At 42.1% G+C, this 21,700-nt stretch carries 23 protein-coding genes; 12 read left to right on the top strand and 11 right to left on the bottom strand.

The genetic code is table 11. The annotated features are described in order from the left end of the window. Positions 1 to 261 precede the first annotated feature (261 nt). Positions 262 to 1,164, bottom strand: a complete 903-nt coding sequence (locus tag CSV69_RS12590) for a DMT family transporter (protein ID WP_099693590.1) — start codon at positions 1,162 to 1,164, stop codon at positions 262 to 264. A 125-nt stretch (positions 1,165 to 1,289) separates the two neighbouring features. Here CSV69_RS12590 and CSV69_RS12585 point away from each other — a divergent pair, with 125 nt between their 5' ends. Beyond that, positions 1,290 to 2,012, top strand: coding sequence for an MgtC/SapB family protein (locus CSV69_RS12585; RefSeq protein ID WP_085426770.1), 723 nt, complete (start codon positions 1,290 to 1,292; stop codon positions 2,010 to 2,012). Between the two features lie 107 nt (positions 2,013 to 2,119). Here the strand turns inward: CSV69_RS12585 and CSV69_RS12580 are convergent, their stop codons facing one another. Then, positions 2,120 to 3,283, bottom strand: coding sequence for an iron-containing alcohol dehydrogenase (locus CSV69_RS12580; RefSeq protein ID WP_085426771.1), 1,164 nt, complete (start codon positions 3,281 to 3,283; stop codon positions 2,120 to 2,122). Positions 3,284 to 3,387: 104 nt separating this feature from the next. Between CSV69_RS12580 and CSV69_RS12575 the strand changes: the two genes are divergently transcribed. Next, entirely contained in the window at positions 3,388 to 3,645 is a 258-nt protein-coding gene (locus CSV69_RS12575) for a DUF378 domain-containing protein (RefSeq protein ID WP_099625748.1), read from the top strand. A 41-nt stretch (positions 3,646 to 3,686) separates the two neighbouring features. On the opposite strand, the gene CSV69_RS12570 is transcribed toward CSV69_RS12575, so the two are convergent. From CSV69_RS12570 to pruA, 3 genes are all read right to left on the bottom strand, one after another. Further along, positions 3,687 to 4,931, bottom strand: a complete 1,245-nt coding sequence (locus CSV69_RS12570) for a Glu/Leu/Phe/Val family dehydrogenase (protein WP_099693589.1) — start codon at positions 4,929 to 4,931, stop codon at positions 3,687 to 3,689. A gap of 139 nt (positions 4,932 to 5,070) precedes the next feature. Continuing rightward, positions 5,071 to 6,264 (bottom strand): ornithine--oxo-acid transaminase, encoded by a 1,194-nt coding sequence (locus tag CSV69_RS12565; RefSeq protein WP_085426774.1) that lies wholly within the window; start codon positions 6,262 to 6,264, stop codon positions 5,071 to 5,073. A 32-nt stretch (positions 6,265 to 6,296) separates the two neighbouring features. Next, a complete protein-coding gene (gene pruA, locus CSV69_RS12560; RefSeq protein ID WP_099693588.1) occupies positions 6,297 to 7,841 on the bottom strand; it encodes an L-glutamate gamma-semialdehyde dehydrogenase in 1,545 nt (514 codons plus the stop codon). A gap of 179 nt (positions 7,842 to 8,020) precedes the next feature. On the opposite strand from pruA, the gene CSV69_RS12555 reads away from it, so the two are divergent. Further along, positions 8,021 to 9,322 carry a sigma 54-interacting transcriptional regulator gene (locus tag CSV69_RS12555; protein ID WP_099693587.1) on the top strand — a complete coding sequence of 434 codons (1,302 nt, stop codon included), beginning with the start codon at positions 8,021 to 8,023 and terminating at the stop codon, positions 9,320 to 9,322. A gap of 110 nt (positions 9,323 to 9,432) precedes the next feature. Here CSV69_RS12555 and yugI read toward each other — a convergent pair whose 3' ends face one another. The 4 genes from yugI to CSV69_RS12535 form a co-directional block, all read right to left on the bottom strand. Further along, positions 9,433 to 9,807, bottom strand: coding sequence for a S1 domain-containing post-transcriptional regulator GSP13 (gene yugI, locus CSV69_RS12550; RefSeq protein WP_085426777.1), 375 nt, complete (start codon positions 9,805 to 9,807; stop codon positions 9,433 to 9,435). 116 nt (positions 9,808 to 9,923) lie between these two features. After that, positions 9,924 to 10,190, bottom strand: coding sequence for a DUF1871 family protein (locus tag CSV69_RS12545; protein ID WP_198166219.1), 267 nt, complete (start codon positions 10,188 to 10,190; stop codon positions 9,924 to 9,926). 119 nt (positions 10,191 to 10,309) lie between these two features. Next, positions 10,310 to 10,531 (bottom strand): hypothetical protein, encoded by a 222-nt coding sequence (locus tag CSV69_RS12540; RefSeq protein ID WP_099693586.1) that lies wholly within the window; start codon positions 10,529 to 10,531, stop codon positions 10,310 to 10,312. 29 nt (positions 10,532 to 10,560) lie between these two features. Beyond that, positions 10,561 to 11,151, bottom strand: a complete 591-nt coding sequence (locus CSV69_RS12535; protein ID WP_085426779.1) for a peptidylprolyl isomerase — start codon at positions 11,149 to 11,151, stop codon at positions 10,561 to 10,563. A 475-nt stretch (positions 11,152 to 11,626) separates the two neighbouring features. Here CSV69_RS12535 and CSV69_RS12530 point away from each other — a divergent pair, with 475 nt between their 5' ends. Together CSV69_RS12530 and CSV69_RS12525 are read left to right on the top strand one after the other, a co-directional pair. Beyond that, a complete protein-coding gene (locus CSV69_RS12530; protein WP_085426780.1) occupies positions 11,627 to 12,868 on the top strand; it encodes an MFS transporter in 1,242 nt (413 codons plus the stop codon). Between the two features lie 121 nt (positions 12,869 to 12,989). Continuing rightward, positions 12,990 to 14,843, top strand: a complete 1,854-nt coding sequence (locus tag CSV69_RS12525) for a transglycosylase domain-containing protein (RefSeq protein WP_233192392.1) — start codon at positions 12,990 to 12,992, stop codon at positions 14,841 to 14,843. Between the two features lie 41 nt (positions 14,844 to 14,884). On the opposite strand, the gene CSV69_RS12520 is transcribed toward CSV69_RS12525, so the two are convergent. Continuing rightward, the gene (locus tag CSV69_RS12520; RefSeq protein WP_085426782.1) at positions 14,885 to 15,457 is read right to left on the bottom strand and encodes a DUF5366 family protein; all 573 of its coding nucleotides are present in this window, start codon (positions 15,455 to 15,457) and stop codon (positions 14,885 to 14,887) included. A 183-nt stretch (positions 15,458 to 15,640) separates the two neighbouring features. Between CSV69_RS12520 and CSV69_RS12515 the strand changes: the two genes are divergently transcribed. From CSV69_RS12515 to mnhG, 7 genes are read left to right on the top strand one after another with little or no spacing between them, the layout of a single operon-like run. Beyond that, the gene (locus CSV69_RS12515; protein WP_099693585.1) at positions 15,641 to 18,049 is read left to right on the top strand and encodes a Na+/H+ antiporter subunit A; all 2,409 of its coding nucleotides are present in this window, start codon (positions 15,641 to 15,643) and stop codon (positions 18,047 to 18,049) included. Beyond that, entirely contained in the window at positions 18,036 to 18,458 is a 423-nt protein-coding gene (locus CSV69_RS12510; protein WP_029054412.1) for a Na(+)/H(+) antiporter subunit B, read from the top strand. The genes CSV69_RS12515 and CSV69_RS12510 overlap by 14 nt, the downstream gene beginning before the upstream one ends. Beyond that, positions 18,458 to 18,799 carry a Na(+)/H(+) antiporter subunit C gene (locus CSV69_RS12505; RefSeq protein WP_099625743.1) on the top strand — a complete coding sequence of 114 codons (342 nt, stop codon included), beginning with the start codon at positions 18,458 to 18,460 and terminating at the stop codon, positions 18,797 to 18,799. Before CSV69_RS12510 ends, CSV69_RS12505 begins: the two co-directional genes overlap by 1 nt. Continuing rightward, positions 18,792 to 20,276 (top strand): Na+/H+ antiporter subunit D, encoded by a 1,485-nt coding sequence (locus CSV69_RS12500; RefSeq protein ID WP_085426785.1) that lies wholly within the window; start codon positions 18,792 to 18,794, stop codon positions 20,274 to 20,276. Before CSV69_RS12505 ends, CSV69_RS12500 begins: the two co-directional genes overlap by 8 nt. Before the next feature lie 6 nt (positions 20,277 to 20,282). Continuing rightward, positions 20,283 to 20,765, top strand: a complete 483-nt coding sequence (locus CSV69_RS12495; RefSeq protein WP_099693584.1) for a Na+/H+ antiporter subunit E — start codon at positions 20,283 to 20,285, stop codon at positions 20,763 to 20,765. Further along, positions 20,762 to 21,043, top strand: a complete 282-nt coding sequence (locus CSV69_RS12490; RefSeq protein ID WP_085426787.1) for a Na(+)/H(+) antiporter subunit F1 — start codon at positions 20,762 to 20,764, stop codon at positions 21,041 to 21,043. Before CSV69_RS12495 ends, CSV69_RS12490 begins: the two co-directional genes overlap by 4 nt. Then, entirely contained in the window at positions 21,027 to 21,410 is a 384-nt protein-coding gene (mnhG, locus tag CSV69_RS12485; protein ID WP_099693583.1) for a monovalent cation/H(+) antiporter subunit G, read from the top strand. The genes CSV69_RS12490 and mnhG overlap by 17 nt, the downstream gene beginning before the upstream one ends. 18 nt (positions 21,411 to 21,428) lie before the next feature. On the opposite strand, the gene CSV69_RS12480 is transcribed toward mnhG, so the two are convergent. After that, complete coding sequence (locus tag CSV69_RS12480; RefSeq protein WP_099693582.1) at positions 21,429 to 21,668, bottom strand: hypothetical protein; 240 nt, start codon at positions 21,666 to 21,668, stop codon at positions 21,429 to 21,431. Positions 21,669 to 21,700: the final 32 nt, after the last annotated feature.

The raw sequence follows: 21,700 nt of genomic DNA, 5'->3' as shown, positions 1-21,700 counted from the left end.
TAGCTCGAGTTTCATTTGCTGGCATCAATTAAGATACTCATTTTTGTTTATGTCACTGGCAAGCCAGGCACAAACTGTATTTCGTTAACGTTTTGCTGTTCAGTTTTCAAGGTTCGTGTTTGTTGCCTGTGTGAAAGCAACTTCTTTATATTACACTCAGCGTTTCTCGAAGTCAACAACTTTTTTAAAGAAGTTTTTTTCGTTGATTTCGTTTACGTCCGAAGCGACAAGAACTAATATACAATAGATCGTATAGAGAAATCAAGTGTTTTTCGTAAATAGTTTTTTCTTTATTGATTTCACATCGATAATAAACAGTAGAATCCCCGTCAGGACAACGATTGCGCCTATTAATTGAAGTGTAGTTATTTTTTCGTGTAACACGAAGTAAGCGGCGATTGAAGCAAGCACAGGTTCAAATAGAATGGCGATTGATACTACATTTGTGCTCACCCACTTAACTGCCCAGTTAAATAATGTGTGCCCCAGTAGATTTGGCAAGATTGCTAAAGCTAAGAACCAGCCCCAATCAGATGAGGGATATCCAAAGAACGGTTCTTGTATGACGAGTACATAGATAAATAATGCAACCGAACTCACGGAGTAAACAAGAAAGGTGTACGTCACGAGTGATATTCTTTTACGTACATTTTGACCAATTAATAAATAAGCTGTAACGAATGCACAAGCTAGCAACGCCAAGATATCTCCAAATAATGCGGCCCCACTTACTTGAAAGTCTCCCCAACTAATAATAAAACTTCCGGTTAATGCAACAAGAACAGCAGTGAGCATCTTCCCTGTAATGATCTCTTTAAAGAACAATGCTGTGCCTGCCAATGCAAATACCGGCTGCAGCGTAACCAGTACGGTAGAGCTGGCGACTGATGTGTAGTTCAGAGATTCAAACCACAGTATAAAATGGATCGCCAAAAATATTCCTGAGCTCGCAGTAAACAACCATTCCCTTTTTGTTAATGCTGTTAGTTCGTTACGATACGAAATTAAGAATAACGGAAGCATAATGACTGCTGAAAAGAACATACGATAAAAGGCGATGACTCCTGCATCTGCAGTGGCCAACTTTACGAAGATTGCAGATAAGCCGACAGTGAGCACACCTATCGCGATCGGTATGTAGGGATGAATTGATGGTTTATTCAAAATATCACTTCTCTTTCTATCTCCCTTCCCATTACAATAGAAAGAGAGGCATGTACGAGTTGATTGCCGTATAAAAGAAAGTATATAGGTAATCTTCCTATTTTGTAAGTGAAGGAGGATAATTTATGTTTACATTACTTGCGGATTCATTTAATGGAGAAGCGCTAATTAAAATCAGTGTCGCCCTCGTACTTAGTATCATTATTGGCGTGGAGCGAGAAATCAAGAAGAAACCTATCGGACTGAAGACAAGCGCGGTCATCGCTACATTCAGTTGCCTATTGACAATCATTTCAATGGAAGCAGCCTATTTAGTGCCGTCCCGCGATGATATTAATATTACAATGGATCCTTTACGACTATCTGCACAAATCGTCAGTGGTATCGGATTCCTTGGCGCCGGTGCGATATTGCGCAGGGATAACGATAATATAACAGGACTTACTACTGCTGCTATGATCTGGGGCGCCGCGGGAATTGGTATTGCAGTAGGGGCTGGTTTTTACTTCGAAGCATTCTTCACTGTGATCAGTGTAATGATCGTTATTGAGCTAATCGCGCCTATGCTAGGTAGATTCGGTCCGAAACGGTTACGTACAAAAGAAGCAAATTGCACGATCATCATTACGCAAAAGTCTAAGATTGATGACCTCATAAAATACTTACATGCTGAAAACATGGAAATTGACCATATGCGTATTAGACAATTCCAAACACCCGAACACCATTACCACCATGAATTGCAATTTAAACTTATGGCACATCCAAAAAAATCTACCTCTTCACTCTATATAGAACTGACTACACTTTCTTATGTAGAATCGGTAGAGCTCGTTATTTATCCATAAAAAAACGCCAAGCCGAAGTGACTTGACGTTGCAGACTGAAAACAACCCTACTACAGGTAGTTGTTTTCAGTCTTTTTACATATTCAATAGAAACATAATCTCAGGAATTATAAACTAGCTTTCAATAAAGTAAGAACTTCATCCTTAGAAAGCTTAGCAAATCCACCGACCGGACCATTTACAGCAGCTTTTTCAGCCATTAACTCTAATTTAGAGTCATCGATATCATAATCCGCTAGTGTGACAGGTGCGCCAATCTTCTTCCAATAGGCACTTAAGCGGTCGATTCCTTCCATTGCAACTTCTTCATCTGTTTTATCAGCTGGATCTACACCGAACACATTAACAGCTAGCTGTACAAAGCGCTTTGGGTTTTTGGGGAATGTTTGCTTCATCCAGTGCGGGAATAGAATCGCCAAACCGCCTGCGTGCGGAATATCGTAGACAGCAGATACGGCGTGTTCAATATTATGCGTACCCCAGTCCCCTCTTGTTCCCATCGATAAGAAACCGTTCAATCCCCAAACTCCTGCAAACATCATGGATTCACGAAGGTCTATATTTTCTGGATCTTTTACTAGTTGTTCGCCAGTCTTCATAACAGAGCGTAATGCCGCTTCGCAAATTTCATCTTGCAACAATGCGTTGTCTGCCGTGTGGAAGTATTGTTCGAAAATGTGGGACATCGTATCAACAATTCCATTGACTGTTTGATCAAGTGGCACTGACAATGTATATTTCGGATCTAATATAGAAAACTGTGGATAGCTTAATGGCCCACCCCAGCCGTATTTCTCTTGTGTCTCTTCATTAGTAATAACAGAACCCGCATTCATTTCTGAACTAGTTGCAGTTATCGTCAGCACCGTACCGAATGGAAGTGCTTCTTTAGGCGTTGCTTTACCTGTTACAAAGTCCCAAGGATCACCGTCATATTTCGCTGCGGAAGCAATTAACTTCGTACAGTCAATTACAGAACCGCCACCAGCTGCGAGAATCACATCGATATTATGTTCTTTACAAAGGTCTGCGCCTCTCTTAGCTGTCGACAAACGAGGATTGGGTTCAACACCTGGCATGTCCACTACTTCGAAATCATTGTCGTTTAACATCTTTGTAATTTCGTCATACAGGCCATTGCGCTTAATACTGCCGCCACCGTACACGAGTAACACCTTTTTACCGTATTGTTCAAGCTCTTTTGGCAATCGTTGTAGTTGATCTTTACCGAATATTAATTTAGTCGGATTGTTAAAAATAAAGTTATCCAAATCATACGCCTCCTCTTTCTTACTCTCTATTATGAAAAAGATGTATTTATGATGCAAGTATAGTGTTCTAAAAACAGGATATACTTTTTACAGGAGGAGATAAAATGGAAACACTGCAAAAAGTTACATTGGCCATCGCGCTGATCGGCGCATTAAACTGGGGAGTCGTTGGAATCTTTCGTTTTGACGTCATCGCACAACTTACTGAAGGTGCCTATCAGCCTCTAGCACGCTTCCTGTATATCATCATCGGATTATCTGGTCTTATGGCGTTACAAGTCCTCTTTACGTATTGGCGAAGGGAAGACGGACATAAACCCGCTGAAGAAACTCATTCCACTTCATCCGTTGAACAAATTTAAAAGGCATCTCCTCTTATATGAGGAGATGCCTTTAGTTGTTATTATACCCAGCCACGGAAACGGCTTGCTTCCGCTGTTCTGCGTACACCAATCATATATGCCGCTAAACGCATATCAATATTACGTGTAGACGATACATTATAGACATTTTCAAATGCCGCAACCATTTTTTCTGTCATTTTTTCACGGACTTCTTCTTCAGACCAATAATAGCCCATATTGTTCTGAACCCATTCGAAATACGATACTGTTACGCCACCAGCACTAGCTAATACGTCTGGTACTAGTAGAATACCGCGATCTGTCAGGATTTTTGTAGCTTCCGCTGTAGTTGGACCATTCGCTGCTTCCACTACGATATCCGCTTTAATATTATAAGCATTTTCTTCTGTAATCTGGTTTTCGATAGCAGCTGGAACTAAGATATCACAATCCATTTCGAGTAATTCCGCATTGGTTAGCGTATTGTCGAATAATGTAGTAACTGTTCCGAAGCTGTCACGACGATCTAATAGATAGTCGATATCTAAACCGTCCGGATCATGCAACGCTCCATATGCATCAGATATTCCGATAACTTTCGCACCGGAGTCATGTAAAAACTTGGATAAGAAGCTGCCTGCGTTACCAAACCCTTGAATGATAACACGTGCACCTTTCATATCGATGTTACGACGTTTTGCCGCTTCATTGATAATGATCGTTACACCTTCAGCTGTTGCGCGCTCGCGGCCATGTGAACCACCGAGTACGACTGGCTTCCCTGTAATGAAACCAGGAGAGTTGAATTCATCAATTTTACTGTATTCATCCATCATCCATGCCATGATTTGTGAATTCGTAAAGACGTCCGGTGCAGGGATATCCTTTGCAGGCCCCATGATTTGACTAAGTGCACGCACATAGCCTCGGCTTAGTCTTTCTAGTTCACCCATCGACATTTCTCGCGGATCACAGATAATACCGCCTTTAGCTCCACCATATGGTAAATCCACAATTCCAGCTTTTAGCGTCATCCACATAGATAGCGCCTTCACTTCATCAGCACTAACGTTAGGATGGAATCGAATTCCACCTTTTGTAGGTCCGACTGCGTCATTGTGTTGTCCACGGTAACCGGTATATACTTTTACTTTTCCATCATCCATACGGACTGGAATGCGCACTTCCACCATACGAAGTGGTTCTTTCAATAGTTCATACATTCCTTCATCATAGCCTAGCTTTTCAAGTGCTTCTTTTATAACAACTTGTGTAGACGTAAATAGATTCAGGTTTTCTGTCATTGTATGGCTCGCCTCTTTGTTTGGTATTGTCTTTCACGGACACATTATAACACGGACGTGTTGAAACATCCACCCATCAATTCCAAACCTTCTTTGAATTTATTTTTATGCAGAAATTGGATGGGTGGTTGAACGTTACTTACTTGTTAAATACTGTGCGAATCTTCTCTAATGCCCAGTCCAGCTCTTCTTGAGTAATAGTCAGTGGAGGAGCAAAACGAATGACGGTATCATGCGTTTCTTTACATAGTAAACCTAGTTCTTTGAGCTTCTCACAATACGGACGTGCTTCTTCTGTTAGTTCCATTCCAATGAATAATCCACGGCCACGTACTTCCTTAATTGCAGGATGAGAAATTTTCTTCAATTCATCCATGAAATAATTTCCTAATTCTTTAGATCGCTTCGCCAGCTCTTCTTCTTCCAACACTTCAAGTGCTGCTATGGATACTGCGCAAGCCATCGGATTCCCACCAAATGTAGAACCGTGAGAACCCGGATTGAATACACCTAGGATGTCATCATTTGCAAGCACACAAGAGATCGGGAATACTCCGCCACCTAGTGCCTTACCAAGAATATACATATCTGGTGTAACATCATCATAGTTACAAGCAAACATTTCACCCGTACGGCATAGTCCTGCTTGAATTTCATCCGCAATTAATAGAACGTTTTCTTCCTTACATAGTTTCGCAGCTTCCTTCATGAATCCTTCTGGAGGAATGATGATTCCAGCTTCGCCTTGGATCGGCTCGATTAGGAATGCCGCCGTGTTGGAAGTAATCGCAGCTTTTAATGCATCGATATCACCGTATTCTACCAACTTGATACCAGGTAGTAACGGACCGAATCCTTTTTTATATTCAGGATCAGACGACAGTGAAACTGCTCCAAGCGTGCGACCGTGGAAGTTCCCGACACATGCAATGATTTCTGCATGATTGCCAGCTACTCCTTTTACGTCATACGCCCAGCGTCTAGCTGCTTTTAAAGCTGTTTCCACTGCTTCTGCACCTGTATTCATAGGCAATACCATATTTTTACCTGAAAGCTTTGCCATCTTTTCATACCACGGACCCAATTGATCATTGTGGAATGCACGTGAAGTTAACGTTACACGGTCAGCTTGGTCTTTCAGCGCTTGAATAATTTTCGGGTGGCGATGTCCTTGATTGAGTGCGGAATATGCAGCTAACATATCCATATACTTATTGCCTTCAGGGTCTTTCACCCAGACACCTTCCGCCTCCGAAATTACGATAGGTAGCGGATTATAGTTATTCGCACCGTATTTTTGTGTTTTTTCAATAACAGTTGTTGTTTTCGTCATCTCTGTTCACTCCTCGAATTCTCTTAATCGGTTTATAGTGTCTCTGAAGTAGTCTTCCCTTGCATATGCAACTGCAAGTAATCCGGTCCTCCAGCTTTCGAATCCGTACCCGACATATTAAATCCGCCAAACGGCTGATATCCTACGATAGCACCTGTACATCCTCTATTGAAATACAAGTTACCAACATGGAAATCTTCACGAGCCTGTTCAATGTGATGACGGTTATTCGTAATGACAGCACCTGTCAAACCATAATCTGTATCGTTCGCAAACTCAATCGCTTCTGTAAAGGATGAAGCTTTAGAAAGCGCCACGACCGGTCCAAAAATTTCTTCTTGCGAAATACGCGCAGTCGGATCAACGTCTGCGAATACTGTCGGAGCTACAAAATAACCTTTGGAGTCATCGCCAGTTCCGCCTGCAATGAGACGTCCTTCTTTCTTACCGATTTCAATATAGTCCATAATTTTATCGTATGCAGCCTGGTCAATTACTGGACCTGCAGTATTTTTGCTATCTACCGGATCGCCCCAGTTATACGTTTTCGTAATTTCTTCTACGCGCTTCACTACTTCGTCGTAGACATCTTCATGAATGATCGCACGAGAACATGCAGAACATTTCTGTCCACTGAATCCGAATGAAGATTTCACGATAGATTGTGCTGCTAATTCAAGGTCTGCTTCATTATCGACAACAATCGTATCTTTACCGCCCATTTCCGCAATTACGCGCTTCAACCAAATTTGGCCGTCATGTACTTTAGCCGCACGTTCGAAAATGCGTGTACCGACTTCGCGTGAACCCGTAAACGAAACGAAACGAGTATCTTTGTGATCGACTAGATAGTCGCCAATTTCTGAACCTGACCCTGGGATATAGTTGACAACGCCTGAAGGCATACCGGCTTCTTCCAGTACTTCGATGAATTTATATGCAATTACTGTTGTAGTAGATGCAGGCTTCAACAATACTGTGTTCCCTGTCACCAGTGCTCCCACTGTCGTACCTGCCATGATGGCAAATGCGAAGTTCCACGGTGAAATAACTACGCCTACACCAAGTGGTATATAATCGAATCGGTTAAATTCTCCTGGTCTGCTCTCTACGTGCATACCTTCTTTTAATGTAAGCATTTGACGACCGTAGTATTCTAGGAAATCGATACCTTCTGCAACATCTGCGTCCGCTTCGTTCCAAGGCTTGCCCGCTTCTTTTGTAAGGAGTGCAGAAAACTCGAACTTACGACGTCTGACGATTGCCGCAGCTTTAAATAGTACATCAGCACGGAATTCAGGCTTCACTTTTCTCCACGTTTTAAATGTTTCTTTTGCCGTATTCATCGCTTGTTCTGCTAAATCGCGACTAGCTTGCGAGACATTCCCGATGATCTCTTTTTTATCTGAAGGATTAGTAGATGCTAACTTCTTGTCTGTCATGATGCGCTCGCCACCGATAATTAACGGATAGTCTTGGCCAATATAACTTTCTACGGTTTTAAAACCTTCTTCGTATGCTTTGCGGTTTTCTTCTACTGTAAAATCTGTGAATGGTTCGTGTTTGTATGGAATCATTTAGGATCAAGTCCTCCTTTATATTTGAGAGTGCAAAATATATTTGCGTTTGTTAACGTTTACATTTATAATGATGCAAGAAAACGTTGCACTTTGCAAGTGTTTTGATACATTTATTTTTCTTTTTAGTATTTTACTAATAAAATTCTGTTAAGTATTACGTTAGGAAGGTGTTTTTGATGAATAGTTATAAAGATGTATTAGATATATGCAATCAATTTGCAGTGGATCATGCAAATATCGGAATACATGCCGTAGACCATTCAGGACGCACACTTGTCTACAATCGTAAAATGAAGGAAATCGAAGGTTTAAATCTCGAGGATATAAAAGACCATTCTATATTGGAGCTATTCAACTTCGACAAAAGTGAAAGTACCTTGATGAAAGTGTTGCAGAGTGGAGAACCACAATTGCGGGTGAAGCAGAGGTATTGGAATACGAACGAATTAGAAATCACCACGATGAATGACACTTACCCTATTTACGAAGAACAGAAATTGATCGGTGCGATTGAATTTGCCCAAGATATTACCGCATTGGAGAAGTTCGTTCTGCAACCATTGCGTAAAAACCGTGGACCGATTACATTCAATCAAATCACAGCCCACTCTCTTGCGATGAAGTCAGTCATTTCGACTGCTGAAAAAGCGGCAGATGCAGGATTACCTGTATTATTAATTGGTGAGACTGGCGTTGGGAAAGATCATCTTGCTGAAGCTATTCACTACGGAACTTCGGAAAGTCAAAGAGTATTTCACACATTCCATTGCCTACATGCTGATACAGATATCATTCGGCAACTTGACGAAACTTTACAACAGCAATTGACGATGACGTTATTTTGTGAGCGAATCGACTCCTTATCAATTTCATTGCAACAGTCATTACTTTTCGTTTTGCAAAAATCATCCACTCATCAGTTTATCGCGAGTATTGGAGATGACCCAGTTGAACTCATTGCATCCGGGACACTGTTAAAGGAGCTTTATTACTTTTTCGCGTCATTCGCTATCCGGATCCCTCCCCTACGTAAGCGACCTGAAGATATTATTCCATTTGCCGAATCCTATTTGAAGACGAGAATAGAATCGCTCGGAACGGGGTTAGCAAAAATCGATGAAAAAGTCAGCGAGTTACTATGTGCATATGAATGGCCAGGGAATTTGCGTGAGCTGGAGTTTTTGCTCGACGAGGTATCTTCCATGCGTACAAGTGAAGATACATTGACGTTTGATATGCTGCCATTGCAGTTTAAGTTAAAGGTGGAGTCCATTTCGGATGAATCTTCGCAGCCAAAAGACTTCATTGTACAAAGCGATTCAAAGTTAGTACCGCTTGATCAGTATTTACGAGAAGCGGAGAGGTATTATCTTCAGAAAGCGATGAAGCTGCACGATGACAATATTACGAAAACTGCCAACTCACTTGGTATGAGCAGACAGAATTTGCAATATCGATTGAAGAAGTTGAAGGAATAAAGATACTGATGTTGCAGAAGTAATTTTAATGACGCTACTTACTAATTTAAAAACACAAAAAAGGACTGTTACAGGAAGTTATATTCACTCCCTGTGACAGTCCTTTTTTATTAACGTCCGGATTGTTCGATCCAGCCTTGTAGCTTATCTTTCAATGAATTAAAGCCATCCGCGTCTTGCTGATCTACACGTTCCTGCAATGATTGACGGGAACGTTGATTGTTCAAGTAAGAATTCGGTGGCTCTTGTAATGCACGAATAGACAAACTGATTTTACTCGCTTTTTCATCCACATCCAGTACTTTGACGTGAACTTCTTGCCCAACTTCCAAAAATTCATGAATGTCTTTAACGAACCCATACGTGATTTCAGAGATGTGCACTAACCCTTGCGTTGAAGCATCCAGCGCTACAAACGCACCGTACGGCTGTATTCCGGTAACTTTTCCGGACAGCTCATCTCCTACTGCAAATTTGTGAGACATGCAAAACAGCTCCCAATCTAAAGTAGTATCTAGTCTGCCTTTACGGCCGTTTCATAGTATACCATATTTCAAAGTTTTGAACAAAAAAACGCCATCCAAAAGACGGCGTTAACTATTTAATATTGGACGATTGAGTTGGCTTTATATTTAATCGCAATTAATTTATAGGATATATCCATACACTTCTCTAAAGGTATCCACATATCATGTGTATGCTCATAGGCATCGCGAATACATTTAGCCAAGTCAGCTGGATGATCTACATCATGAAGCTTCGTCACTACATCTGCAATCTCTGTATCATATGCGTGTTCTCCTTCTTGGAATGGATCCCACTGTTTAAGAAGTACAACCGCTTTTTTATTCATTTCGATGGTTTGCACGATTTGTCACCTGATTCGCATTTTTCTTTTAATGATAGCACAGTGTTGTGAAAGAAAAAAGAAAACAGTTGCAGAGAGATTGATAGCATCTGAGAAAACTCAAAAAAAGAACATCCCGATCAATCGATGGGATGTTCTTGATTTTTCATTTGTTGTCGTTCTTTTAAAATACGATGTTCCAGCTCTTTCGTTTCTTCTTCCTGCCGTTTGGACTTCTTAAGAATCCAACGAAATACGAACAGCATTAGCGTCATGAAGATGACGAAAGAGATTGCTGCTGGAATGTATTCTGATTTATCTTCAGGAAAATAAAGAAACGGCATCAATAGAACGAAGTCCATGCTAGTTTCCCCCTATGAATTAAACCTTCTTATTTTTGAAGGATTTCGATTGATTCAATTTTAATTTCTTCTTTTGGCTTATTGTCGCGGTTAGCTTTTGCGTTTGCAATTTTATCGACTACGTCCATTCCTTCTAGTACTTGACCAAATACAGAGTGCTTCTGATCCAAGTGTGGTGTTCCACCGTTTGCTTCATATGCATCCGCGATCTCTTCAGGCCAGCCACCTTTTTTCAATTGTGAAGCTGATGCGCCTGCAAGTGAAGATGCTTGGACGATGAAGAACTGGCTACCGTTTGTGTTCGGTCCAGCGTTCGCCATAGATAGTGCGCCACGTAAGTTGAATAGGTCCATAGTGAACTCATCTTGGAATGTGTTGCCATAGATGCTTTCTCCGCCCATACCTGTTCCAGTTGGGTCTCCACCTTGGATCATGAATTCAGGAATTACACGGTGGAAAATAATACCGTCGTAATAACCGTTTTCTGCGTGAGTCAAGAAGTTTTCAACAGTCTTTGGAACTTGCTCTTTAAAGAGCTTTATTTTGATAGGCCCCATTGTTGTGTTCATTGTAACGAGTGCTTCGTTTTCTGCTACTTCAGTCGATAATTGTGGATACATGATATTCCTCCTCTAATTTGCATACGTGTTCATTTTGATGCTGTTTTGTGTATGAAAACAGTTTATCATACATGACTAGAAAATTCGATAATTGTAACTGTGACAGTTAGTTGACAGAGTTTTTTTGTGGAGATAGAGCACACTATATTTAAGTGGGCAACGCTAATCTAGTGTGTTTGTTCGCGTGAGAGATGCTCATAGTTCACGCGTATTCGCTCTATTGTGCCCGTCAAGCGCTCTATCACGATCCATTTCCGCTCATACTTTTCTGTTGACCGCTCTATGACAGGCCGTGAACAATCATAGTCGCCTTGCAACCGCTCATAGCCCTCCCCCTTTCTACTGTAGCGGAATCTAAAATGCCAATTTACCACTTTCACTCCAACTGTAGATGTAAGCACTATGTTTCCTTCGGCTGCCGAATTGTTTTATACTATAAATCATCTAATATTCACAGGAGGAAGGCGTTACAATTTTGAGTCGACATAAGAAGAATTTCATCATCATCTGGGTCACGAACTTTCTTGTAGCAGGGACGATGACGATGATTATGCCGTTCCTGTCGTTATATATTGAAACGTTTGGAGATTACTCTGATGCATATGTCCAGAAGTGGGCAGGATTAATTTTTGGTGCTACATTTATTACCGCGCTCATTATGTCTCCTATTTGGGGACGATTTGCAGATCGTTTTGGCTTTAAGCCCATATTGCTAATTAATGGTTTCGGGATTACGATTTCGGTCTTTTTGATGGGCTTTGTGAATTCCGTAGAAACCTTTTTTGTCTTAAGACTTCTGATGGGTCTAGTTACAGGCTTTTTGCCGACGTCATTAGCTTTCATTTCATCTCAGACGCCACGTGAGGAAGCAGGTAAGATGCTCGGGACGTTGCAAATGGGCGGTGTCTCGGGAATGTTATTCGGTCCTGTTCTTGGCGGTATGATGGCGGATACGTTCGGTTTTGAGTATGCCTTCATCATCACGTCCGTTTCCGTACTGTTTGCCACAATGCTTGTGCTATTTGGAATTAAAGAAGAAGCGCGAGTGAAAGTGCGGAAAGTGGCGAAGTATTCGCGGAAAGTTATTTTGGGCGGATTATTCAAACACCGTCTGATGTTCAACGTCATGCTCGTTACGACGTTGATCCAAGTCGGGAATTTCAGCATTCAACCTTTGCTGTCACTCTACGTAGCGGATCTGACTCACGCTGCAACCAATGTTGCGTTCCTTGCTGGATTGACGTTCAGTGCTACAGGACTCGGTAATTTACTATTTGCCAGGTACTGGGGGAAGGTTGGCGACGATGTCGGGTATGAAAAAATTCTTGGATTACTGCTGATCATGTCGTTCGTCTTCATTATCCCGCAAGCGTTCGTTACGGAACTTTGGCAACTGGTCTTGTTGCGGTTCTTGTTTGGTATTTCGACAGGTGGTATGATTCCACTGACGACAGCACTTGTCCGCCGAGAAGCTCCACTGGAAGTTCAAGGCGAAGTTATGGGATACAACACCAGTTTCCGCTTCCTTGGTAATATCATCGGGCCAATGTTCGGTGGGATTGTTAGTGGATATATCGGCATTCCGGCAGTATTCGTCGTGACAGGCGTATTGTTCATCGTTGGGTATCTGTTCTTATCCATGGCTGTACGACGACCTACACAGGATTTCGAACACTTCTTGGAAGACCGGCAAGTTGAAGCAGATGAACACATATAATCTTAGCCTCGCAAACCGTTAATCGGTTGCGGGGCTTTTTATGTCCTATGATTCAGGCGGCACTTGTTCCGATATGTTATATTTTTCTATAGCTATGCGAAAGTACAGGGAGGCTAGTAAGTTGAAACAAACGATTGGACTAGTGATCACGCTTGCTTGCGTTCCACTATTATTATTTATACAAAACCAAATCCAGGCGGAGACGGTGCAGACTGAAACTTTGCACGCTTCTATTCGTGACGCAGTGCAATTAGAAGCACCCGCCATGGTCTCCCCTATTCAAATGAAAGATCGTAACGGCAAATTATTTGCTGAAGAATATACTGAATGGCGGCGACCGATCGCTTTAGGAGACATGACGTTCTTTACTCGTCAATTATTTTTAAAAAGTGAAGACCGAACATTTTATGAGCATCGTGGGTATGACATCGCGGCCATCATTCGGGCTTTTACGATCAATGCCGCAGCAGATGACAAACGGCAAGGCGCATCGACCATTACACAGCAAGTTGTGCGCATGCGTTATTTATCAACAGAGAAAACATACGAGAGAAAATTTAAAGAGTTATTCCTCGCTGCAGAGTTAGAAAAGCAATCGACAAAAGATGAAATTCTAGAAATGTATTTGAATGAAATGTATTTCGGCAATCAAGTGTACGGAATTGGCGGTGCGGCAAGCTATTACTTCAGCCGCCCTCTCGAAAAATTAAATGAAGCAGAAATTGCATTTTTAGCAGCTATTCCAAACAATCCTTCACTTTATAACCCCATCAAGCATTTCGACAAAACGAAAGAACGTCAAATACGGCTTCTTCGAGTAATGCTTGATCAGCAAGTGATTACACAAGAACAATTTGATGGATACAGTACATCGCCTATTAAATTACACGTTAAGAAAAAAGAACAGTTTCATCCTATGTACAGTTCTTATGTATTGGAAGAATTGAAAGACCTTATTGCACAGACAGAAGGACTCGATGTGTCGAAGAACAAGGCCAAGACACCGGAAGAACGACAGCGTTGGCAAAATGAAATCAATCGCCGCACCCGTGATGTGATCAGTAAAGGCGTAACGATTGAAACGGCTCTTGATCAAAATAAGCAGCAACATGATGAAAATCGTTTGAATGCATTGATTGGAACGGGCGGGGTTCAAGCAGGTGCTGCGGTTATCGACAATGAAATGCGCGAAATTATTAGTCTGTATGCGGGTTCAGGATATAAAAAGACAGACTTCAACCGAGCTTATCAAGCAGTTCGACAACCTGGTTCAGCAATCAAGCCACTGCTCGTCTATGCACCGTTTTTCGAGAGCGGCCCATATCATGCGGATACACCTGTCAACAGTAGTAATATTTGTATTAACGGCTATTGTCCGAAGAACTTTGGCCACTATCAGTTCGGCACGACAACTGTACGGGAAGCGTTCCGCAACAGCTATAACACGACGGCTGTGCGTTTGTTGCAACGTGTAGGGATAGATACAGCATTTTCTCATCTAGCTCCATTTCATTTCCAGCATGTAGTGGCAGCAGATCGTTCTTACCCTGCTGCACTCGGCGGATTTTCTCATGGCGTCACGCCACTCGAACTTGCCGGAGCGACTACGAGTTTTATTGACGGGATATATTTGACACCGCATGCTATTCGCGCGGTAAAGGACAGTCGGGGTGAAGTGCTATATAAGTGGAAGGATACGTCAAAAGCGGTTTGGTCTCCTTCGACAGTTCGCAGTATACGTTCCTTGATGAAAGAAGTAGTCGTCAACGGGACAGGCGAAGGGATTCCATATACAACTAGCTATACGGGAGCGAAGACGGGAACGACTGATTCGTTTAAAGACTTGTGGACGATCGGCATGAATGATCGCTATACGTCCGCTGTGTGGATCGGCTATGATAAACCAACACCGATACCACGTCTACGTGATCAAAAAATCCATCTGCGTGCTTTTTCCTCTACGATGCGACCATAAGAGCCTTGCAGTTCCGTCACTTCGGATCTGCAAGGCTCTTTTTATTTCACCGGATTCGCTAACGGTATACTGGCCAGCAAGCCGTTATACAGCCTGAAGATAATATAGACAAGTCCCGCCACCAATACACTCCAGATGATGATTTGAAAGAAGATCAAACCCACTGTATGCGTCAACGGCATAAATGGACTTAATTTGTAGATTACATAAATGAAATAGACAAAAGAAGTGATGAGAAAGATTAACGCCAATGTCTTCCAGGATTGAATGCCAATTGCCGAAGCAAGCGCACCGATAAAGTAAATGACTGCGCCAGACTTCGAAGCACTATATGACGCATCCGCTTCTTCTTTCAAGAAAAATAATAAGGCCGTTTCATGAATAGTAACCGCAATCAATTTTAATGCAGCGAATAACATAAAGAATAATAGGGAATACATAGTCAACAAAAATATTCGCAACTGAAAGTCCGATAAAAACTCCCGCATACCTTGATAGAGACCGATTTCCTTAAAGAGGATCAATGTCTCCCCCACGCTGTAGACACCGAACGTTAAACTGAATAACAGTACGGTGACAAAGGGCAAATAACCGAATAAATATGGATTTTTCATACTACACCTCAAAAATATTTTTTCACCCTCCTAATAATATAAGAAGGAAGTCGAATAAAGCAATAATTGGACAACTGTCGTCTATGCAATTTGAAATGTTTTACGCTATACTAACAAATACGCCCACGCATATTGCTATGGGAATTTGAATATGTGAAGAACATGGTTGGAAGGAGGATTCTCTTGGAATTCGTGTTATTGATTTTTTTACCTGTAATCTTCGCAATACTTGTTCCTTTTGCTTATAAGAAAATCAAAGGAATACATACGGGTTGGTTTGTCTTTCTCGTCCCGCTAGTATTGTTCGGCTATTACTTAAGTTTCTTGCCGTTAGTGATGGATGGTGGTCATGCTAGTTCTGAATTAAATTGGATTCCATCACTAGGTATTGCATTTACTTCGTACATAGATGGTCTAAGTTTATTATTCACGCTATTGATCACCGGTATCGGTTCGTTAGTTGTATTGTACTCTGTATTTTATATGGATAGAGAAAAAGAAGATCTAGGTAGTTTTTATGTCTACTTACTGATTTTCATGACCGCCATGCTTGGAGTTGTACAATCTGACAACACGATGACACTCTATTTATTCTGGGAGTTAACATCGATTTCGTCCTTCTTATTGATTGGTTTCTGGTACACGAAGGATAAATCACGTTTCGGTGCATTGAAATCTATGATGATTACAGTGTTTGGTGGATTGATGATGCTCGGGGCATTCATTTTGCTCAGTATCATGGGAGAAACATTCTCTGTTCGTGAATTGATTGCGCAAGCTCCTGAACTTGTAAGTCAACCATATTTCACACTAGCTTTAATCTTATTATTGCTTGGTGCCTTTACGAAATCGGCACAATTTCCATTCTATATCTGGTTACCGGATGCAATGGAAGCGCCAACACCAGTCAGTGCATACTTACACTCCGCCACGATGGTTAAGGCGGGTATTTATTTAGTTGCACGTTTTACGCCGATTTTCGGTACGTCGTCCACATGGATTTGGCTTGTTACTGGAATCGGATTGCTAACACTGTTCTGGGGTTCGTTCTTTGCAGTGAAGCAAACGGATTTGAAAGCGATTTTAGCATTTTCAACAGTCAGCCAGCTCGGATTAATTATGTCATTGCTCGGTGCAGGCGCCATCTCGTATCATGCGACGGCGGCCATGTTCGGCTTTGCGACGTATGCGGCGATTTTCCACTTGATTAACCACGCAGCATTCAAGGGCGGACTCTTCATGATTGCAGGCATTATCGATCATGAAACCGGTACCCGAGATATTCGTAAGCTCGGTGGATTAATGAGCGTGATGCCAATCAGCTTTACTGTTGCAGCTATCGGTTCATTATCCATGGCTGGACTGCCACCGTTTAGCGGATTCTTAAGTAAGGAAATGTTCCTTGAATCCATGGTAGCGCTTCGACACTTTGAATTATTCAACTTCGATACATGGGGCATTATGTTCCCGATCGTTGCTTGGATTGCCAGTGTCTTTACGTTTACGTACAGTTTGTATTTTGTGTTAAAAACATTTATGGGTCAGAAGAAATTCGACAAATTGCCGAAACAACCGCATGAAGCGCCGATTGGCATGCTGATTTCACCTATGATTTTGGCAACGATCGTCATTCTTGTGTTCTTCATTCCGAACGTAGTTGGTAAGTGGATTATTAAACCGGCTGTCATGGCCATTCAACCGACATTGTACGCAAACCCTTCCGCTATCGATATTCATGTCAAAGCTTGGCATGGTTTTGGAGCAGTTGGCCTATGGTTGACTATTGGCGTGATCGCATTCGGTACATTACTTTATCTGACCATTCCAAAATGGCAACCACTCTATCGTATCCAGCCTGATAAGTTATCGTTGAATGAAGGCTATGATGCGTTGATGCGTGGAAGTGAAAAAGGATTGAATCGAGTTTCTCGTCTTTATATGACAGGTAAGATCCGGACATACTTATTGTATATGTTCGCCTTCATGTCCGTTTCGATCATCGCGCTATTGTTCATTAAGGATGCATTTGTTCTTGATATGAATAGTTTCGCAGCGATTACATTATATGGATCGTTAAATGCGATCGTGTTAATCTTGTCTGTCGGATTTGTTGTGTTTGCGAAGTCTCGTCTTGCTGCGATTATCGCGCTCGGCGGTGTCGGGTATTCCGTCGCATTATTCTTCGTCATCTTCAAAGCGCCTGACTTAGCATTGACGCAACTCGTAATCGAGACCGTATCCGTTGCGTTGTTCTTGCTGGCATTCAAGCATTTGCCGGCACTCAGTTCGCACGGTGAAACGAAACGCATTAAAGTAGTCAATTTGATTGTTTCATTGAGTGTAGGTGTGATGGTGACATTGGTCGCCCTATCCAGCCACTCACAAAAAATGATCCCTTCGATTTCTAAGTATTATAAAGATACGGTCGAGTCAGAAGCCGCTGGCGGAAATATCGTCAACGTCATTCTTGTAGATTACCGTGGATTTGATACATTATTTGAAATCGCAGTATTAGCTATTGCAGGGATTGCGGTACTTGGCATGATTCGCTTACGTGTATCGAGAAAGGAGCCGAACGATGAAAACAAATGATGTTATTTTACAAACTACAGCCAAAGTAGTGTTTTTCATCATCTTCCTGTTCTCCATCCACATCTTTTTCGCGGGTCACTATGCACCAGGTGGAGGATTCGTTGGTGGCTTGTTGACAACAGGGGCGATTGTGCTGTTGTTGTTGGCATTCGATTTACGGACGATTCAACAAATTCTACCGTTTAACTTTACGATTATGACTGCGATCGGACTATTGCTTGCATTAGGTACAGCGGCGGGCTCGATTTTCTTTAATGTGCCGTTCTTCACGCATGCATTCAGTGATTTTGATTTACCACTATTCGGACATACGTCTCTTCACACAGCGATGTTATTTGATAGTGGAGTCTACTTAGTTGTCGTCGGTTCCGCCATCACGATTATTCAATCGATTGGAGGCGATGACTGATGGAGTTTATTCTTTCAATTCTCATCGGGATATTATTTACGGCAGCCGTCTATTTGATATTATCGAGAAGTTTACTGAAAGTGATTTTAGGTACTGGGTTGCTCAGTCATGGAGCTCACTTGCTCATCTTAACGATGGGTGGACTTGGAGGCTTAGCACCACCTGTACTCATTGATGGTGTGACAGATTTTGCAGATCCCCTGCCTCAAGCATTGATTTTAACTGCAATCGTCATTAGCTTTGGTGTGACGGCAGTCATGCTCGTCATGGCGTATCGTATGTATGCTGTACACCAAACGGATAATATGAATGAATTGAGAGGGAATGATGAACATGATTAATCTTCTTTTATTTCCGATCATTATTCCTTTCTTTTTCGCGATGATTTTATTGTTTTTCAAAGAGCAAGTGATCGTCCAAAGAGTTTTGACACTGATCGGATTGGCTCTCAGTCTAGTTGCTTCTTTGTGGCTCATCGCGACAGTGAAGACAGAAGGAATCCAAACCGTGACGCTCGGAAGCTGGCCTGCACCATTCGGAATTACGATGGTGTCGGACATGTTCTCTGCCCTGCTCGTCACGACGACAATTAGTATTACATTTTTTGTCGTCCTCTATAGCTTTTCGTCAATTGGTGTAGAAAGAGAAAGGTTTTTCTACTATCCTGCAATTCTTTTCATGATTACAGGAATCAATGGCGCCTTTACAACAGGTGATATTTTCAATATGTTCGTATTCTTCGAAGTGCTACTGATCGCATCGTATTTACTGATCGTGCTTGGCGGCGAGAAGAGACAGCTTCGCGAATCCATCAAATACATATTGATCAACGTTATTTCATCTGCGATTTTCGTTATTACGGTAGCGTATTTGTACTCCATTATCGGCACATTGAATATGGCGGATATTTCGGTGAAGATTGCTGAAATTAATCAACCGGGGATCATCTCGGTCATTGCGATTTTATTCTTGATCGTCTTTGGCATTAAAGGGGCAATCTTCCCTCTATACTTCTGGTTGCCTAATTCGTATGCTGCGCCGCCAATTCCAGTGCTCGCATTGTTTGGTGCCTTGCTTACTAAAGTAGGTGTCTATGCGATTACGCGTACGTATACGTTGTTTTTCGTGCACGATATCGGGTTTACACATCAGTTTCTAATGATTTTGTCGTTACTGACAATCATTGCAGGCTGTATCGGTGCTCTCGCTTACTTCGATGTAAAGCAAATTATCATTTACAACATCATCATTGCAGTAGGTGTGATTTTATTCGGTGTTGCACAAATGAATACTGCTGGACTCGAAGGGGCAATATTTTATTTGATTCATGATATGTTGATCAAAGGTGCACTATTTGTCTTGATCGGCATCATCATTTATGTGACCGGGACTTCTAATTTGCGGGAGATGGGTGGTTTAATTAAGACCCATGCCACGCTCGGTTGGATGTATCTAATCGCTGCATTCGGTCTAGCAGGTATACCTCCATTAAGTGGATTCATCGGAAAAGTGCTCATCACAAAAGGCGCGTTCGAAGCGGATCACATAATTGGCAGCATCATCATTCTCGCATCGAGCTTAGTTGTGTTGTTGTCCGTTATACGGATTTTCATTTATGCTTTCTGGGGTCCTCAAAAGAACGAGTTACCTGCTCGAGACAAAGGCGTTTATCGTCAGATGATGGTTCCAGCTATCATGCTGGTTGTCGTTACGGTAGCGTACGGTGTCGGTGCAGAGTGGCTTATGCCATATATGACGGATGCAGCAGATGTACTAGCTGATCCATCCATCTATATAAATGCGGTGTTAAAGGAGTAGAGGTCAATGGCTTTTCAGATACTTTTAAATTTCTTCATTGCAGTCGTTTGGATGTTCATGTCAAGTTCATTGACACCTTCTACGTTCATCATCGGATATATCATCGGACTGTTGATGATCATTATGACTCGCCGCTATTTCAGAGGGCGCTTGTACATTTGGCGAATCTGGTCTGCAGTGAAACTTGCAACGATTTTCCTAAAAGAGCTTATCTTGTCGAATATTTCCGTGTTATTACTAGTCATAAAACCGGATCTTTCTACTATGCAACCTATGTTTTTTGCTTTGCCGACTGAACTAGAGAAAGATTGGGAAATCACCCTATTATCCAGTTTGATTACATTGACACCCGGTACAGTCGTCGTGCATGTATCGGATGATCAGCGAACGTTATATATCCATGCGATCGACGTGGATGATGTGGATGAAGCAATCGACTCTATTAAGAACACATTCGAGAAAGCCATCATGGAGGTGAGCCGAGGATGAACCTATTTTACTCAGTCTGTCTCGTGCTGGTCATCTTGTCTATGCTCGGATTATTATATCGTGTATGGAAAGGCCCGTCTGTTCCGGATCGTCTAGTCGCGCTCGATGCAATTGGCGTCATGCTAATCTCGGCTATCGCGTTGCTATCCATCCTGTTTGATACACCTTTCTTCATCGATGCGATTCTATTGATTGCGATTATGTCGTTTATCGGTACGGTGTCCTTCTCTAAATTTATTGAGAGAGGAGAGATCATCGATAGTGGATCTGATCGCTGATATTATTATTGTGTTTCTTGTCACAGTGGGGATCATTTTTACGATCGTCACAGTCATCGGAATTTTGCGGTTGCCGGATGTCTACACTCGCGCACATGCCGCTTCAAAGAGTGCAACACTCGGAGTTATGAGTTTATTGCTTGGCGTTTTCCTTCACTTTTGGTGGAATGAAGGCCACTTCAGTGTCGCACTGTTGCTCGGTATCGTCTTCTTATTCATCACTTCTCCCATTGGCGGTCATTTGATGACACGTGCAGCTTATATGGCAGGAGTAGAACCTACCAAATTAACGGTTGGCGATGATCTGAAAGAAGCTGCAAAAAAGCACCGCAAGGAGTCAAATAAAAACACGCCGGATGACAATTAGTCATCTCGGCGTGTTTTTTTAAAAGTATGGATAATAAGGGTAATACGGTTGTGGATAGTATGGATAGCTGTTGTAGTAAGGTGGGTAGTACCCTCCACCGTAACCGTAGCCGTAACCTGGAGAAATAGCATTGCCTAAAAATCCACCAACTAAACCACCTAGGAAAGGACCACCGAAACCACCAAATCCTCCGTAACCACCGCCATAATGACCGCGACCGCCACCATATCCACCTCTGTAATTATTATGTCTTGTCATCCAAGTTCCCCCTTTCCCTCTATCCTATGACC

It is taken from the genome of Sporosarcina sp. P26b, from assembly GCF_002743245.1.
Classification (GTDB): domain Bacteria; phylum Bacillota; class Bacilli; order Bacillales_A; family Planococcaceae; genus Sporosarcina; species Sporosarcina ureae_C.
The sequence above is the reverse complement of the archived record's forward strand: the minus strand, read 5'-3'. Positions and strand labels throughout refer to the sequence as shown.